We start from the raw sequence: 16,055 nt of genomic DNA, 5'->3' as shown, positions 1-16,055 counted from the left end.
AAGTATCTGAAATGATAATACTAAAGCGGCTTAACAGCCGCTTTTTTTATTAATAGAGTCCGCTGCATATAGTTTTGCATTTTTAAACCTGTATTTTTAACAATTGTTACATCTGTTAATTGGTTTGTTTATTTTCGCATAAATGGGAAGCACCGCTGAAGAATTTTTGGTAGCCTCGGAACAAAAGGCGTTTGAGATGGACCATCGTAGCATCATCAATAAAAATATTGATAAGTACGATATTGCATTTAACCGCGGGCGATCGCGTATGATCAACCTCGAAAACACCAAAAGAAAGGGGCATACCATTAAGTGGAAGGTGATGGAAAACCTTGACAAGTTTTTGCCCGAGTTTGAATCGAACTTCCAGAAACGGGGGGGTAAGGTTATCTGGGCGAATGATGCCGAAGAAGCTAACCGCGAGATCCTGAACATCCTTCAAAAAGCAGGTGCTAAAACCGTTATCAAGTCAAAGTCAATGGCTACCGAGGAGATCCATTTAAATGGATTTTTGGAGCAGCATGGTATAGAATCGCTTGAAAGCGACCTTGGCGAATACATTGTGCAGCTGCTTGGCCAGGAACCCTACCATATGGTTACCCCGGCCATGCACTTATCTATTGAGGATATCGCTAAATTATTTAACGAAAAGTTTGGCAGCCCGCTGGATAGTACCGCCGAGCAGCTTACGCAAAAAGCCCGTGAGTTGCTGCGCGAAAAATACCTGCAGGCAGATGCAGGCATCAGCGGCGCAAATTTCCTGATAGCCGATACCGGCAGCATCTGCATTACCGAGAACGAAGGCAACGCGCGTTTAACAACCAGTTTCCCTAAAATACATATTGCCGTAGTGGGTATCGAAAAAATGATACCGTCAATGGCCGATCTGGACACGTTTTGGCCTATGCTGGCCACACACGGCACCGGCCAAAACTTAACGGTTTACAACACGATACTCAGCGGCCCCCGCCAGGCCCATGAAACTGACGGCCCCGACGAAATGTATGTGGTGTTGCTTGATAACGGGCGCACCAACCTGCTGGCACAAAAAGAACAGCGCCAGGGTTTATACTGCATACGCTGCGGGTCGTGCCTTAACGTTTGCCCGGTTTTTCAGAATATTGGCGGCCATACCTATGATACCACCTACGGCGGGCCTATAGGTTCGGTTATTGCGCCCCACATGCGCGGGATGGCAGAATTTAAGCACCTTAGCTATGCATCCAGCCTTTGTGGCAAGTGCACCGAGGTTTGCCCGGTAAAAATAGATATCCACAAAATGCTGCTGCTGAACCGGCGCGACGCGGTTAATGAGGGCTTGGCGCCAACTGTTGAAAAGTGGGGCTGGGCCGGATGGAAAAAAGGGATGCTAAAACGTAGCCTTACCGATTTTTTTAGTGGTAAAATGAAAAATCGAATGATGAAGCTGTTCTTCAAAAAATCGTGGGGACATTATAAACAAATGCCGGAGGTTGCTCAAAAATCGTTTAGCCAGATGTGGAAAGAGGAAACCAGGCCTGATAAACATGCGTAAAATAATTTTAAATGTTGCAGTAAGCCTTGATGGTTTTATTGAAGGGCCTAACGGCGAGTACGATTGGTGCCTTGACGACCAGGACTATGGTATGGAAGCGTTTTATGCCAACACCGATACTATCTTTATCGGACGTAAAAGCTTCGAGCTTATCCGCAGCGATACCGGTATGTTCCCGGTTAAGCACATGTACGTGTTTTCGGATACGCTGGTACCCCAACCGGGTGAGGAGATCACGGTTATTTCGAGTGAAAACTTTGAAAGCGCCGTTGCAGAAATTATGGAAGCCGATGGCGGCGATATCTGGTTATTTGGCGGTGCTGAACTGGTAACAGCTTTTATGAAAAAACGTTTGGTAACAGAGCTGATGCTCTCGATCCACCCGCTGATCTTAGGCGCGGGGAAGCCGTTGTTTAAAGATATTAAAGAAAGAGTGGCGCTGACGCTTATAGATCAGAAAGCTTATAATACGGGGCTGCTGCAAGTCAGGTATGAACTGAAACCCTGGTTCGACCCGCAAAAGCTCCCGTTTCTTGGATAGCTAACCCTTAGCTGCGCGTTGTGGTGTTTTCCTCAACAACGTTAATGCTTATCGCCAAAGCCAAACTCCTTATAGGTATTAGGCTCGTCGTTATGATTGCTGAACGCGAAAGTGTAGCTGGCCACCCACGATTCGTAATCGGCGTCTTTACCCTTTGAGGCCTCAAACCGCGTAGCCCTTAGCAGGTATATCCCCTCGCGCGTAACGCTAAAATACACTTTGCCCGATGCATCGCTGGTAAATTTTTGCGGGTACACATTGCCCGATGCCGTTTTAATATACAGCATTACCTGCCCGGTAAATGGCTTGCCTTTAAAAAACACCTGCCCGGTAAGCCCGTCGCCATAATTAAGTTTGTACGGGTTATGCTTCAGGATGATCTCAAAATCGTCTCCTAAAACTTTTTCGTAGGCGTTACCGCGCGGCTCGTCAACTGTTATCAGGGTTTTTAAATAACGGTTGTACTTTTCGGTAAAATTAAGCGCGTTGCTGTTTTTTAACTTATCGGCTATTTCGTCGTAGCCCTGCTCGGTAAGGTATGGTATAAAGTCCTCGCGTGGTATCTCATTCAATTCGTTGGTGTTCATTTCAACCATTACCAGGCCGTCGTCCTGCAGGTTGTAATTTAACAGCGGCAAAGCGTCATTTTTAGTTATCTTGGAAAGATCGGTTTTTTTCGACCCTTCATAGATCATAAATTTAGTGGTTTGCGTGGTAGTGTAAGGCACCTCGCGCTCTTTAACCAGGTTTTCGCCTGTTAACAGGTGCAGGTTAAATTTATCGCCTTTATGCAGGTAAAAGTTCTCGGGCATCAAAAAATGGTCGGGTATAAAAGCTACCAAACCAAAAAACGACAACATTATAAGTAATTTAACGTAAAAGTGCTTCATAGCGACAAGATGGATTGTTCAAACATACAAAGTTTTAAAAACTTCTTAGCTTTACCTGATGATTTTTGACCGGAAAAAGATAGATAACGACGGTTTGATAACGTTTTATAAGAAACTGTTATTGCCCCGCCTGGTCGAAGAGAAGATGTTAATTCTGCTCAGGCAGGGCCGTATTGGCAAATGGTTCTCGGGCATAGGGCAGGAAGCTATTGCTGTTGGCAGCACTTTAGCCCTTAATGCCGATGAGTATATCCTGCCCATGCACCGCAACCTGGGCGTATTTACAACGCGCAATATCCCCATATCGCGTTTAATGGCGCAGTGGCAGGGCAAGGCATCGGGCTTTACCAAAGGCCGCGACCGATCATTCCACTTTGGCACACAGGAGTATAAGATCATCGGCATGATATCGCATCTTGGCCCGCAGCTGGCCCTGGCAGATGGCATAGCACTTGCCGATAAATTAAAGAACAATAAAAAAGTTACGCTGGTTTATTCCGGCGAAGGCGCTACGAGCGAAGGCGACTTTCATGAAGCGCTTAATATTGCCGCCGTTTGGGATTTGCCCGTTATTTTCCTGGTTGAAAATAATGGCTACGGGTTATCGACCCCGGTTAATGAGCAATACCGGTGCACGTCGATAGTTGACAAGGCTGTTGGCTATGGCATGGAAGGCCGCCGCATTGATGGAAACAACGTACTGGAGGTTTATCATACCATAAACGAGCTGGCTAACGAGTTACGTGAAAACCCACGCCCGGTGCTGATAGAATGCATGACCTTCAGAATGCGGGGACACGAGGAAGCCTCGGGCACCAAATATGTTCCGCAGCACTTGTTTGACGAATGGAAGCAAAAGGACCCGCTGGATTGCTTTGAAAAGTTTTTACTTGATGAAGGCGTACTGCGGCAGGAATGGGTGCCCTACCTGAGAAACGAATTCACCACCCTTATTGACGCCGAGGTGGAAAAGGTTTTCAGCGAACCGGATATTATCCCTCATTTACAAACCGAGGTGCAGAACATGTACCGCTTATATAACGTGCCGCGACATACCCCTTCAGAGGTAAGCACCAACAAGCGCTATATTGATGCCATAAGCGACGGTTTGAGGCAAAGCATGCGCATGCATAACAACCTGGTTATTATGGGGCAGGATATTGCCGAATATGGCGGCGCCTTTAAAATAACCCAGGGCTTTGTTGACGAATTTGGCAAAGACAGGGTGCGAAACACCCCAATTTGCGAATCGGGCGTGGTGGGCGCGGCTATGGGCCTGGCCATAAATGATTATAAGGCCATTGTTGAAATGCAGTTTGCCGATTTTGTTACCTGCGGTTTTAACCAGATAGTGAACAACCTGGCTAAAACTTATTACCGCTGGGGCCAAACGGTTGATGTGGTTATACGCATGCCCACAGGCGCGGGCAGCGGTGCAGGGCCATTCCATTCGCAAACTAACGAGGCCTGGTTTACAAAAACGCCGGGGTTAAAGGTAGTTTACCCCGCCTTTCCGGACGATGCCAAGGGCCTGCTCATGTCGGCCGTGGACGACCCTAACCCGGTAATATACTTCGAGCACAAAAACCTGTACCGCAGCATGAGCGGCAACGTGCCTGATGACGATTACTACGTGGAGATAGGTAAGGCCCGGGTGGTGCGCGAGGGCACCAGGGCCAGCATTATTACCTTTGGGCTTGGCGTGCACTGGGCCATAGCTTATGCCGATAACCACCCTGATCAGTCAATTGAGATACTTGACCTGCGCAGCCTGCAACCCTGGGATAAGGATGCAGTTGTACAAACCGTAAAAAAAACCTCGAAAGTACTTATACTGCACGAAGATACGCTCACCAGCGGCTTCGGTGGTGAAATAGCCGCCTACATAGGTGAGCATTGCTTTAAATACCTGGATGCGCCTGTAATGCGTTGTGCCAGCCTTGATACGGCTATACCTATGAACAAAGCCCTTGAAGACCAATTCCTGGCAAAGGCGAGGTTAGAGGAAACTATGGATACCCTTTTGAAGTTTTAAAAGCCGTTTTGCTTTCATAAAAAATAAAAATGCGGCACTTCTAAAAATGCTGCGTTTTATAAGCTGCAACCGTTAACGCTTAATCGAGCGTTATTTGTCTTTTTATGCTTTCCTCTAATGATATAAATGTCTCGGTGCGCTGTATGCCTTTTACACTTTGGATATTTTCGTTCAAAACCTCGCGCAGATGGTTGGTATCATGGCAAACAATTTTTGCGAAAATGCTCCAGCTGCCGGTAGTATAATGCAGTTCTACAATTTCGGGCACCATTTTTAATTGCTTCACAGCTTCGTTATACTGCGAACCTTTTTCAAGGAATATCCCCAGGAAAGCGGTTACATCATAACCAAGCTTTTGTGGGTTTACTTCAAGGCTGGCACCCTTTATTACACCCATCTCCTCCAATTTTTTCATCCGCACGTGTATGGTCCCGCCAGAAACTATCAATTCCTTTGCGATTTCGGTGTATGGAGTAGTCGCATTTTTCATCAATATCGATAATATCTGTATATCCAGATTATCAATTTCTAAATTTTGAGGTTTCCTGTGAGGCATAATTTTAAATATCTATATTCAAATACAAGTATAATTATAATAAAAGTAAAAATAAAAATATTTTGTTGAAATATTTGCAAGAAAGTGCCAACTCCTTTAGATTTGTATAAAGCAAATGACAATTGCGCTATCGTTCTTTAAAAAAACAAACTTGTTGGGTGGTGAAATTTTTGGCAGACACACCTCCTTGTCCCGGTGGCGGAGAATATGGGAAACCCGAAGCGGGCTAACCACTCTGTGAAGGTTCGAACCCTTCCCCAACAGCAAGTTCTTAAGTAGAGAGTTAAAGGTGAAAAGTTTAAAGACTTTGAACTTTCGACTTTAAACTTAAGCTTATATCCTGTAGGATGGTGAAATTTTTGGCAGACACACCTCCTTGTCGCGGTGGCGGAGATCATGGGAAACTCTTAGCAATAAGAATAACCACTCTTTGAAGGTTCGACCCCTTCTCCTACAGCCTCTTCTCATAATTTAGGTTTATAATTGGTTAGTAAAGGCCCCTGCCCATCAGGGGCTTTACTTATGTAAAAGGGTTACCTAAATCAATTAATAAAGTAATATCGAAAAAATGAATCTTGACTGTAGAATTCGGATCTGATATTTTACTATTCCATAGCATTTGGTGTTTAATATTACAAACAAAAAAATCCCGGCTGCTCACCGGGATCCTCGCATTGTTTTTGAATTATTATATCACTTAAAAGAATTTAAACCCTACGCTTAACGCCCATAAGTTCTGGCGCTGGCCGTAGTTTTCGTTTATTTTGGTGAGGCCGCCTTCATAACGCAGGTCGGCGGTTATGTGGCCAATATCAATACCGCCACCTACCTGGTAGCCCAGGGTGCTTTTTTTGTAGTTACCAAAATCGTTGTAGGCTCCGCTTACATTATCGCTAAAATTTTGGTTCTTATCCAATATGTAACTGAATATTGGCCCGGCCATTATCCTCACGTTAAGATTATCGCCACCAAAGCCTTTGCCAATTAGCAGCGGCACATTTAAGCTGGTGAAAGTTACTTTGCCATCAGAAGTTACGGTACTGCCATTGCTGTTAAAATCGAACTTACCGCCGCTGCTGCCTAAGTAAAGTTCGGGCTGCAGATACAGGCTGCTGCCAAAACGCGCAAATAAACCGGCCTGGTAACCTGCCACGGTAGATTCCTTTACGTTATCGGTACTAATTTTAGAGAAATTGATGCCTGCTTTGGCACCTAAAGAAAATTGCGCCTTAGCGCTTATTGCCGCTACACATAGTATAGCTACGCTTAACAAACATTTTTTCATGGGTATTAATTTAAAGTTTGATAATTAAAACGTTAGATGCGCTAAGTTGTTTAAACTTTAACACTTCGCGCCATATTAAACGCAGGTAGCAGCGTATTTTTTATATTTTTGCTTAAATATTTTTTTATGGCAGAGATAACTATCAGTAATAAAGATTGGGAACGTGTAAAAATAAAGGTGCAGCGCAAATATAACCACCTTACCGATGAGCAGTTACAGTACACCGAAGGCCAGGAAGAAAGCCTGATAACCCGCTTAATGCAACTAATTAACCGCGACAGGCGGTACGTGGTGTTCACGCTTACAAAGGCTTTGGTGAACATTGATAATAACCGCCTTTAAAATCAGTTTATTATTAAAAGCTAAATGGCTTTTATATATTTATATTTCAATAGGTTAAGGGGGATGAATAAACGCATGATAAGCAAGTACAAAAAACCCGCTATGTACGTGGGCGGGCTTGCTTTGGTTATAAGTATCTGGAGTTTTAACGATGATCTTTTCCAGATCTCAAAAAACCTGGATGTTTTTGCATCGGTATATAAAGAAGTGAACATTAATTATGTTGACGATATAAACTCGGCCAAACTGATTAAAACCGGCGTTGATGCCATGCTGCAAGGTCTGGACCCCTACACCGAGTTTGTCCCCGAATCGGAAATTGAAGAGTATAAACTGCATTATGTAAGCACCCAATATGGTGGCATAGGCGCCAGCATTTTCCTGCGCGATAAAAAGGTTTATGTATCTGATGTATTTGAAGGCTTCCCTGCGCAAAAAGCAGATATACGCCAGGGCGACCAGATGCTTAAAATAAATGATATTGACCTTGAAGGTAAAACCAACGACCAGGTAAGCCAATTGCTTAAAGGGTCTAAAGGGGCAGTTATTAAACTTTTGATGAAACGCGAAGGCGAAGCGCCCGTAGCCAAAAGCCTTACCCGCGACGAGATAAAACAACCCAATGTTGTGTACTCGGGCATGGTGGCGGGCAATATGGGTTACATAAAGCTGAATAAGTTTCTTGAAAATTCGGCCGATGAAGTAACCAGCGCGCTTATTTCCATTAAAAAGAACAACCCAAGCGGCATTATTCTCGATCTGAGATCAAACGGTGGGGGTATTTTGCAGGAGGCTGTAAAGATTGTGAACCTGTTTGTACAAAAGGATGTGCAGGTGGTGTCTCAAAAAGGCAAAATAAAAGAAAAGAACTTTACTTACAGTACGGTAGCTACCCCGCTTGAACCCAACCTGCCGCTGGTGGTTTTGGTAAACGGCCGTTCGGCATCAGCGTCAGAAATAGTTGCCGGCGCTTTGCAGGACCTTGACAGGGCCATAATCATTGGTCAGCGCAGTTACGGCAAAGGGCTGGTGCAGCAAACCTTTAACCTGCCTTACAATAGCCTGGTAAAGGTAACGGTAGCCAAATACTACGTGCCATCAGGCCGTTGCGTGCAGGAACTGGATTATACCCATCGTAAGGATGATGGCAGTGTAATAAAGGTTGCCGATTCTTCTATCCACGAGTTTAAAACCAAAAACGGCCGCTCGGTTTATGATGGCAGCGGTATTTATCCAGATATTTTTATAAAACAGGACAGGTTTGCAAATATTACCCAGGCACTGGTTAGCAAATTGCTGATATTTGATTACGCTACCAAATATCGTAACACCCATCCTGCGCCTATAAACCCAAAAACATTAACTCTCACTGATCAGGATTACGCCGATTTTATCAAATACCTTGATGGTAAAAACTACACTTACAGCACCATATCTGAAAAAATGCTGAACAGCCTTAAAACCGAGGCCACTAAAGAGAAACAATTTAGCCAGATACAAGCCGAATATGACGCGCTGAAAGCCAAAATGGCCAGCAGCAAACAAAATGACCTGCAACTGCACAAGGACGAAATAAAGCAGGTGCTTGAAAACGAGATAGCGTCGCGGTATGCGTATGAACGGGGCCGGTACGAGGCCAATTTTAAATACGACAAGGAGTTGGCCGAAGCCGTAAAGACCATGCAGGATAAACCACAGATGGCATCGATACTAAATGGAGTAGGCGACTACAAAGTTATCGGTAAGCCCCTGTTAGCTATGGCAGGCAAAAAAGCAGCCGACAAAGACGACGAGGACGACGACTAAGCGCAGCATATCATTACCCTCAAATGGATGATTCCAAGGCATCTTTAGCTAACCTAAAGATGCCTTTTTTGCTGCTATTGCTTCGCCTGCGGATGGACCGCAGTGAGGGGTTTTGTAGCCGGGCCTGTTAATACCTGTCCGTTGATATCATACCTTGCACCATGGCAGGGGCAGTCCCAACTTTTTTCTTCGCCGTTCCAGTTAACAATGCAGCCCGCATGGGTACAAACCGGGCTAAGCGCGAACACCTGTCCCGTTTCGTCCCGGTAGGCAGCTACTTTTTTTCCGTCAATTTCTACTACCTGCCCTGTTCCCGGCTGTAATTCTTTAAACGATTCTGTTTCCTGCAAACCAAACCTATCGGCTACAAAATGGTAGGCCACATCAGCATTTTCTTTAACAAATTCAGTGAAACCGGCAATCGGTTTCAGTCTCGACGGGCTAAATATTTCCTGGTACCTGTTATCCTTCCCCTGTATCAGATCAGCCAGTATCTTCCCCGCTATGCTGCCAAACATCATTCCGTTGCCGTTATAGCCTGTAGCACAATAAACGCCTTTTGCCGCCTCGGGCATCTGCCCTATGTATGGGAAACCATCTGCTGGTACATAATACTGACTGGACCACCGGTACTTAACTTCGGCCACCGGGTAATTGTCCCTAACATAGTTTTCCAGGTCTGTAAAGGCCTTTTCAGGTTCATCGTGCCCGGTTTTATGATCGTTACCTCCCGCTATCAGAAGTTTTTGCCCTTTAATTACATGGGTGCGAAAATAGTGATATGGTTCCTGCATATCGTAGATAAGGGCGTCGGGATAAACTTCGTTGGTAAGTTGAACAGCAATAGCGTAACTGCGGTACGGCGCGCAGCGGAGGCTGTAAGAATTGATGCCCGGCGGAATGTGTGTAGCATAAACCACATTCCTTGCTTTTATTTTTAATGCGCCCGACAAGCCGTAATGAATTTCGTCGCCGGCTTCTAAGGTGTCAATTTTTGTATTTTCAAGTATCACGCCCCCAGCTTCTACAAATGCTTTTGATAAGGCCTGAAGGTATTTTAACGGGTGAAACTGCGCTTGTCCGTTCAACTGCAGGGCCGCCTTAAAGGCCAGCGGGGTCGGTACCTGTTCGGTATAGTTTACCGGCACGCCAACACGTTTGGTGCTTTCAAACAATTCATTAAGCTGGCTGGCTTGTTTCTCGTCCTCGGCATAAATAAAACCTGTTTTGGTTTCATAGTCGCAATCAATACGGTAGTTGCTCACATTGGCCCTGATAAGGCCGCAGCCCTCGTTAATGGCCTCGGCAAAAAGCTGCGCCCCTTCTTTACCAAAATTGCTCATCGCATCGTTATAGCTGGTATCTGCAAAGGTATTGATGTGGGCGGTAGTGCCACCGGTAGTGCCAAAACCAATTGTATAGGCCTCGGCAATAATAACTTTCCTGCCCGCGTTTTGCAGCAACAGCGCGGCTGTAAGCCCGGTTATGCCGCCGCCTATAACCAGTGCGTCGTAAATTTTATCCGGCGAAAAGCCCTCTTGGACGGCCCCGCCCGTTACTAATTGCCAGGGGCTCAGCTGCGCCCCGTCGCGCATTGTGCCCGGTTCGTTTTGTGGTATCATTACCGTATAACAAAAGTCCGGCCCCTCTGTTCGGATCTGGCTGCAAATAATAACCGCTTATCTTATTTTGAATTAATTATCCAGTTTGTAAAATGTGCGGTTACAGCGAAAGCAAATATATCGCTTAAGCGGCAGCCAGCTCAGAAATATCCTGACAAAAGCACCACGGGGTATCCGCGCATCGCAGCGCCGCCCGCATTTCCTGCAATAAGGAAATGCCTGTTCATGTGCAGATTTTTCTAACGTAGTAGTCAAAACTTACAACTTTAAAAGTTCAAGTACTTTGTAAAGGATCATGGCGGGCCAGAAAACCGCCTTTAAGATGCCAAGCATACCACCCCAGAATGTAGTGGCATGCTGTATAAAATAAACCAACGCGCCTAATAACGCCATGCCATAAATGGCTCCCCCCTGATTCCCCACCTTTTTAACTTGCTCTTTCACGGTATGATGTATTAATTTATTCTTATATAAAATTGCATTGAGCTGCCCTTACTTAACGTGATGCACATCACAAGCCTAGTTGATGTTGCTCAAAAGATTGACGATTATGTTTCTGAAATTCAACCGACAGCCGCACGACGTCGTTAATGGCCTTCGTTTCTGTTTCGTTTTCGCCATTTGAACAGCTCGAACCAGATGACGGAAAATAAGCCGAAAGCAACCGCGGCGGTCAGCTGCGGGGCATGGAGGGGCGCCAAATTAAAAAACAAAGCCAACGGTTCAATATAGATCAGCGCACATGATATGAGAACGGTTATCCCGATAACCAATAACACCAGGTTGTTCTTATACCCGATGGTAGTGAACAGCGAATAGTAAAATGACCGGTTAACCAGCGTAAGCCAAATGTTCGCACTTATCAAACAGGTAAATACCATTGTACGGGTAACCGGTTCGCTGGCGCCATTGGCTACCGCATACCGGTAAGTAAACAACGTTGCGGCAGTTATTAACAGCCCTTGCAATACACTGACGAGTAATTCCTGCCAGTTAAAAAAAGTTGTACTGAAAGGGCGCGGCTTTTGAAGCATCGTGTTTTTTTCCATGGGTTCGTTCTCGTAGATGATCGAGCAGGTTGGCCCCATGATCAGTTCGAGGAAAATGATATGTACCGGCGAAAAAATATTAGGATAAACCCAGCCTAAAGCCAGCGGAATAAACACGGTTAATATGATAGGGATGTGGATAGAAATAATATATTGTATCGCTTTTTTAAGGTTGGCATAAATACGCCGGCCTATGGCAACAGCAGCTACCATCTTTGAAAGGTCGTCCTCCAGTAAGATAAGCGATGCGGCTTCCCTGGCTATCTCGGTACCCTTTTTACCCATAGCAATGCCAATGTGCGCGGCCTTTAACGCGGGGCCGTCGTTCACCCCGTCGCCCGTCATGGCCACTATCTCGTTTTGTGCTTTCAAAGCATTGATGATCTTTAACTTGGCATCAGGAAACATGCGGGTGAAAATATGCACGTCTTCCACCTTCTCTTGCAGCTCATGATCAGATAATTGCATCAGCGTGTCGCCACTAATGGAGCGGCTTGCACCCCTAAAATTTATTTGCCGGGCTATTGCCGCGGTTGTTGCCGCGTTATCACCTGTAATGATCTTTACTTTAATCCCGGCCTGGTAAAAGCTTTCCAGCACCGCTTTGATGTTCTTTTTTGGCGGGTCATAAAAGGCTACGAGGCCTTTCAGCTCAAAATGAAATTCCTGCTGAGTGGCGGGGAAGTTATCGCCGCTCAGCTTGGCTTCTGCAACGGCCAACACCCTGTAACCTTCAGCAGTCAGGGCATTTATGGCAGTCATCATCCGGGTTATTTGGTGTTCCGTAAGCTTACATATCTTCATAAATGCCTCCGGAGCGCCTTTTGCCGCGATGATCCTGGCCCCGCTGCGATTCTCGAATATATGCGTCATCATCGGCGGTTGGCCACTCAGCGGATATTCATGGATCATCCTGTAGTCGGGGCGTTCGTCACCTTGATGAGAACTGGCGTAAGCATCATGCAGGGCGGTTTCCATCGGATCGAAAGGTATCGGCTCACTGGCCCACATGGCTAATCTTACCAGTTCCTGGTTGGGGCTACCGGCAATTTTATCGGTCACATCCGCGATCTGTCCGGTTTTCAACGAAAACACCTTGGCTAGGCTCATTTTGTTTTCTGTAATTGTTCCGGTTTTGTCAATGCAAATTACAGATGCGCTACCAAGCGTTTCTACCGTTTTCATTTGTTTCACCACAATGCCCATTTTCATCATCCGCCAGGCGCCCAGCGCCATAAAGGTGGTAAAGGCTACCGGTATCTCTTCGGGTAAAATGCTCATAGCCAGTGTTAGCGCTTTTATCAGGCTATCCAGCAGCTTGGGCGAATGGTAGTAATTGATGGCCCATACCCCTGCAAACACAATGAGCCCGGCGACCACCATTTTTTTTACGAAATTGCTGATCTGTATTTCCAGTGGCGTCTTTTCGTCGGCAATGGCTTCCATGCTTTTGCCGATCTTGCCCAAACGCGTTTGGTTGCCTACGGCCGTTACGGTGGCAATGGCCAGGCCGCTTGCTACGGTTGTACCGTGAAAAATGAAATGGTTAGCGCCCCAACTGTCTTTATAAACGGCCAGCGACTCGCCCGTGAGCACACTCTCGTTGACCGAGAAATCATTAGCGTGCACAATAACACCATCCGCCATGATCATGGTGCCTTCTTCCACCATAAGGCTGTCGCCAACCACCAGCTCTTCACTTTTTATCGCTTTTACGATACCGTTGCGGATAACCTTGCACCGGGGTTGCGAAAAATCCTTTAATTTTTCAAGCGCGTTACGGCTCCTCGAGTCCTGATATAAAGAGATGCCGGCCACAAGTATGATCGCCGACGCCAGAAAAATGCCATCACCTGTTTTACCACTTATAAAGTAGACACCCGAGGTAACCAGCAGTAAAACCACCATCGGTTCTTTGGCGATCCCGGTAAGCGCGTTGATAAACTTGTTCGCTTTTTTAAACGAAAGCCGGTTTGCTCCGTAAACGGCCCTGGACTTTTCTACGCCAAGGTTATTTAAGCCTTGTATACCATAATTATTCGCCGCCATCTTGTTCTTAAAGTCCGCGCTTTTTTGCACGGTGCATAATTCAAAATTGAGCATTTGAATACGGGGCGTGAATGATGAACATCATCAAATTGGCTGACGGCCGTTATGTGTGAGGCTAAGCAAGGATAAATCTTTGATAGCGAACGGATTTTGCCGTCGCTCACCTGTCCCAGTCCCGGTGTAGAAAGCAATGCTAGAAATAAACATCCGCCTAAATAAGCGCAGAATGCCAGCCAAATTCCCCTATCAATCCGTCGAGGGCCTTGCGGTTCATCAGGTCAAAACCGTTCCTCATACCAGCTTTCTGCGCTGCGTCTTTTACCAGCATAGACCCTAAACGCAACAACAAACGGTCTTTAAAACTGAGTTTGCTGATTACACACCTCCCGGGCATGAAAAATATTTTAGCCTGCTGCCTTATCGCGGCCGAAAGATTATTATCCAGGAGCTTGTCCTGTTCCTTGTTGTTGGCGCCTGCAGAACCGCATACGATAAACAGAAACAGTTGCTTACCGGCAAGCGCTGACTCGTGTTGCTGTAGCCAGCGCCGAATGACCAGCTTGCCAATGTATACCGAACTGCCCAGGATAATGCTGTCATATCCCTGAAGACTGGCTGCTGTGGCTTTTTCTGCCGGCAGCACGGGGAACTTCAGCGTATCGGCTAACCATTGCGCGTATTGACAGGTAGCGCCGTATTTCCCTGCGTAAATAATGATCCCTTTCATATTGGCGACAAATTAGAAAGTACCTGCCGCCAAAAAAATGACGACGATCAACCGGGAAAGAACTACTGGTCATCCACATTGATATTGGCCGCATGATGAGCGAACAAGCTGTGAAGATATTGCCCATTTTAAAATGACCATTACAGATGAAATTTGCTTTGACGACTCAGCACACGGCATCTTGCCATTGCTCAGAAAAAAGTCTTATTACTTGTTAGGAAAGGTCATGGTAAAGCAGGTCTGCTTGTTCGGGACGCTGGAGAACCCAAGTGTTCCTCCCATCAGTTGCACGTAGCGCTTTACAATATTCAAGCCCAGTCCCGTGCCCGCAATGTTACCGGTGCTGTCAACCCGATAAAATAAAGTAGACAACTTTTTTTGGCCCTCTTCGGCTATACCCAAGCCGTTGTCCTTGACGCTTATGATCACGCTGTTGGCGGTTACCTCAGTCGTTAGGCAGATATGCGCGTTGTCCCCGGCGTATTTAATTGCATTGGATATTAATCCGCTTAACGACTTTTCGATAAGGTCGCTGTCTAAGTTTACCATCTGCGGTTCGGTTGGCGAGTCATAAACCAACTGCTGCCCGGGTTTAGCCGTCAACCTGAAATTTAACATCGCATCCCTGCAAAGTTGCACAAGGTCAAATGAAGTAAACTCCGCCTTTATCAAACCTTCCTCCAACTGGTCTAACGATAAAAAGTCTTCCAGGATGCTTTCGAGGTTATGCACTACCTGCCTGATCTTTTCCGCGTGTTTAAGTGCAGGCCCACTTTCGTTCCGTTCCAGATAACGTTCTATAAGCGTGGCGGATAGCAAAACGGAACTAAGCGGGGTGCGGAACTCGTGCGAAGCAAGGGTAATAAAACTGCTTTTTAACTGGTTCAGCTCGTGTTCTTCCTGGTAAGCGCGCATCCGGCTTTTCAATTCGGTTAAGATCACATAGATGAGGCAGGATACGATCAGCAAAATAAGTAAGGAGCCCACTACTATAATCCCCTGCGTTTGTTTGCTGGATCGGGTGTACGCACTTTCGCGATTTAATAAAAGGGATTCTTCCAGCTGCTTTATCCGCAGCAGCGTTTCATTAATATCTCCGATATGTTCACGAAACTGTTTGGTATCCCCTTCGTTTGATATCCGAAACAGCGTATCAATCTGCCGACCTAACAGCGATATTTCGGTTGAACGCAAACGGTTATCCTTAAGAAGTATAATTAAGCCGTTCACCTGCTGTATTAAACCCTGGTGCTCAGAGGCACTGAAAAAACCTTTTTCGTAATGGCTGGGCTGCTCCAGGTAACCATCCAGCAACAGCGTTTTATTAAAATACATGGCTATCGAGTCTGTTTTTCGCAACACCTTATAAGTATGCTCCACCCATTTTTCAAGCTTTCGCTGCCGGTTTAACGCCCTGTAAGATATCAAGCCCACTACTACAACCAATACAATAGAAGTGACACAACCGAGATAAAAAAATATCCGGAACCATTTTAAGGCCTTTGACGATAGCGCCCTACCCCTTTGTTCCCCGCCGAAAAAAATTTGGCTTGTTTTGCCTTCAGGGGATTTCATCATGTTTATAATTTAACCTCAATAATAGAGCAAATCGTAATGGG

Annotated in this window: 13 protein-coding genes and 1 tRNA gene; 6 read left to right on the top strand and 8 right to left on the bottom strand. The window is 45.9% G+C overall.

The features are described from left to right. The first annotated feature begins 142 nt into the window (after nt 1-142). Nucleotides 143-1,534: a LutB/LldF family L-lactate oxidation iron-sulfur protein gene (locus GWR56_RS07345; RefSeq protein ID WP_162430479.1), complete on the top strand. Its 1,392-nt coding sequence runs from the start codon at nt 143-145 to the stop codon at nt 1,532-1,534. Beyond that, entirely contained in the window at nt 1,527-2,075 is a 549-nt protein-coding gene (locus tag GWR56_RS07340; RefSeq protein WP_162430478.1) for a dihydrofolate reductase family protein, read from the top strand. The genes GWR56_RS07345 and GWR56_RS07340 overlap by 8 nt, the downstream gene beginning before the upstream one ends. Before the next feature lie 41 nt (nt 2,076-2,116). On the opposite strand, the gene GWR56_RS07335 is transcribed toward GWR56_RS07340, so the two are convergent. Then, nucleotides 2,117-2,965, bottom strand: a complete 849-nt coding sequence (locus GWR56_RS07335; RefSeq protein ID WP_162430477.1) for a DUF4198 domain-containing protein — start codon at nt 2,963-2,965, stop codon at nt 2,117-2,119. A 58-nt stretch (nt 2,966-3,023) separates the two neighbouring features. Here GWR56_RS07335 and GWR56_RS07330 point away from each other — a divergent pair, with 58 nt between their 5' ends. Then, nucleotides 3,024-5,000: a thiamine pyrophosphate-dependent enzyme gene (locus GWR56_RS07330; RefSeq protein ID WP_162430476.1), complete on the top strand. Its 1,977-nt coding sequence runs from the start codon at nt 3,024-3,026 to the stop codon at nt 4,998-5,000. Between the two features lie 79 nt (nt 5,001-5,079). On the opposite strand, the gene GWR56_RS07325 is transcribed toward GWR56_RS07330, so the two are convergent. Continuing rightward, nucleotides 5,080-5,556 carry an Lrp/AsnC ligand binding domain-containing protein gene (locus GWR56_RS07325; RefSeq protein WP_067063623.1) on the bottom strand — a complete coding sequence of 159 codons (477 nt, stop codon included), beginning with the start codon at nt 5,554-5,556 and terminating at the stop codon, nt 5,080-5,082. Between the two features lie 152 nt (nt 5,557-5,708). Between GWR56_RS07325 and GWR56_RS07320 the strand changes: the two genes are divergently transcribed. Further along, nucleotides 5,709-5,820, top strand: a tRNA-Asp gene (locus GWR56_RS07320). Nucleotides 5,821-6,253: 433 nt separating this feature from the next. Here the strand turns inward: GWR56_RS07320 and GWR56_RS07315 are convergent. Then, nucleotides 6,254-6,841, bottom strand: a complete 588-nt coding sequence (locus tag GWR56_RS07315) for a porin family protein (protein ID WP_162430475.1) — start codon at nt 6,839-6,841, stop codon at nt 6,254-6,256. Nucleotides 6,842-6,967: 126 nt separating this feature from the next. On the opposite strand from GWR56_RS07315, the gene GWR56_RS07310 reads away from it, so the two are divergent. After that, a complete protein-coding gene (locus GWR56_RS07310) occupies nt 6,968-7,183 on the top strand; it encodes a hypothetical protein (protein ID WP_162430474.1) in 216 nt (71 codons plus the stop codon). A gap of 63 nt (nt 7,184-7,246) precedes the next feature. After that, entirely contained in the window at nt 7,247-8,989 is a 1,743-nt protein-coding gene (locus GWR56_RS07305) for a S41 family peptidase (protein WP_162430473.1), read from the top strand. A 74-nt stretch (nt 8,990-9,063) separates the two neighbouring features. On the opposite strand, the gene GWR56_RS07300 is transcribed toward GWR56_RS07305, so the two are convergent. The 5 genes from GWR56_RS07300 to GWR56_RS07280 all read right to left on the bottom strand — a co-directional run bounded on the left by GWR56_RS07300 (nt 9,064) and on the right by GWR56_RS07280 (nt 16,014). After that, nucleotides 9,064-10,611: an FAD-dependent oxidoreductase gene (locus tag GWR56_RS07300; RefSeq protein WP_162430472.1), complete on the bottom strand. Its 1,548-nt coding sequence runs from the start codon at nt 10,609-10,611 to the stop codon at nt 9,064-9,066. A 258-nt stretch (nt 10,612-10,869) separates the two neighbouring features. Next, nucleotides 10,870-11,055 carry a hypothetical protein gene (locus GWR56_RS07295; protein WP_162429147.1) on the bottom strand — a complete coding sequence of 62 codons (186 nt, stop codon included), beginning with the start codon at nt 11,053-11,055 and terminating at the stop codon, nt 10,870-10,872. 143 nt (nt 11,056-11,198) lie between these two features. Then, nucleotides 11,199-13,709 carry a cation-translocating P-type ATPase gene (locus tag GWR56_RS07290; RefSeq protein WP_162430471.1) on the bottom strand — a complete coding sequence of 837 codons (2,511 nt, stop codon included), beginning with the start codon at nt 13,707-13,709 and terminating at the stop codon, nt 11,199-11,201. Nucleotides 13,710-13,920: 211 nt separating this feature from the next. Beyond that, nucleotides 13,921-14,436, bottom strand: a complete 516-nt coding sequence (locus tag GWR56_RS07285) for a flavodoxin domain-containing protein (protein ID WP_162430470.1) — start codon at nt 14,434-14,436, stop codon at nt 13,921-13,923. A 207-nt stretch (nt 14,437-14,643) separates the two neighbouring features. Then, nucleotides 14,644-16,014, bottom strand: coding sequence for a sensor histidine kinase KdpD (locus GWR56_RS07280; protein WP_162430469.1), 1,371 nt, complete (start codon nt 16,012-16,014; stop codon nt 14,644-14,646). Nucleotides 16,015-16,055 lie beyond the last annotated feature (41 nt).

Origin of the sequence: Mucilaginibacter sp. 14171R-50 (assembly GCF_010093045.1) — a bacterium.
Taxonomy (GTDB): Bacteria; Bacteroidota; Bacteroidia; order Sphingobacteriales; family Sphingobacteriaceae; genus Mucilaginibacter.
The sequence above is the reverse complement of the archived record's forward strand: the minus strand, read 5'-3'. Positions and strand labels throughout refer to the sequence as shown.

Coding starts and splice junctions, on each gene's coding strand:
- GWR56_RS07345 (WP_162430479.1), top strand. CDS start 143: ATGGGAAGCACCGCTGAAGAATTTTTGGTAGCCTCGGAACAAAAGGCG.
- GWR56_RS07340 (WP_162430478.1), top strand. CDS start 1,527: ATGCGTAAAATAATTTTAAATGTTGCAGTAAGCCTTGATGGTTTTATT.
- GWR56_RS07335 (WP_162430477.1), bottom strand. CDS start 2,965: ATGAAGCACTTTTACGTTAAATTACTTATAATGTTGTCGTTTTTTGGT.
- GWR56_RS07330 (WP_162430476.1), top strand. CDS start 3,024: ATGATTTTTGACCGGAAAAAGATAGATAACGACGGTTTGATAACGTTT.
- GWR56_RS07325 (WP_067063623.1), bottom strand. CDS start 5,556: ATGCCTCACAGGAAACCTCAAAATTTAGAAATTGATAATCTGGATATA.
- GWR56_RS07315 (WP_162430475.1), bottom strand. CDS start 6,841: ATGAAAAAATGTTTGTTAAGCGTAGCTATACTATGTGTAGCGGCAATA.
- GWR56_RS07310 (WP_162430474.1), top strand. CDS start 6,968: ATGGCAGAGATAACTATCAGTAATAAAGATTGGGAACGTGTAAAAATA.
- GWR56_RS07305 (WP_162430473.1), top strand. CDS start 7,247: ATGAATAAACGCATGATAAGCAAGTACAAAAAACCCGCTATGTACGTG.
- GWR56_RS07300 (WP_162430472.1), bottom strand. CDS start 10,611: ATGATACCACAAAACGAACCGGGCACAATGCGCGACGGGGCGCAGCTG.
- GWR56_RS07290 (WP_162430471.1), bottom strand. CDS start 13,709: ATGGCGGCGAATAATTATGGTATACAAGGCTTAAATAACCTTGGCGTA.
- GWR56_RS07285 (WP_162430470.1), bottom strand. CDS start 14,436: ATGAAAGGGATCATTATTTACGCAGGGAAATACGGCGCTACCTGTCAA.
- GWR56_RS07280 (WP_162430469.1), bottom strand. CDS start 16,014: ATGATGAAATCCCCTGAAGGCAAAACAAGCCAAATTTTTTTCGGCGGG.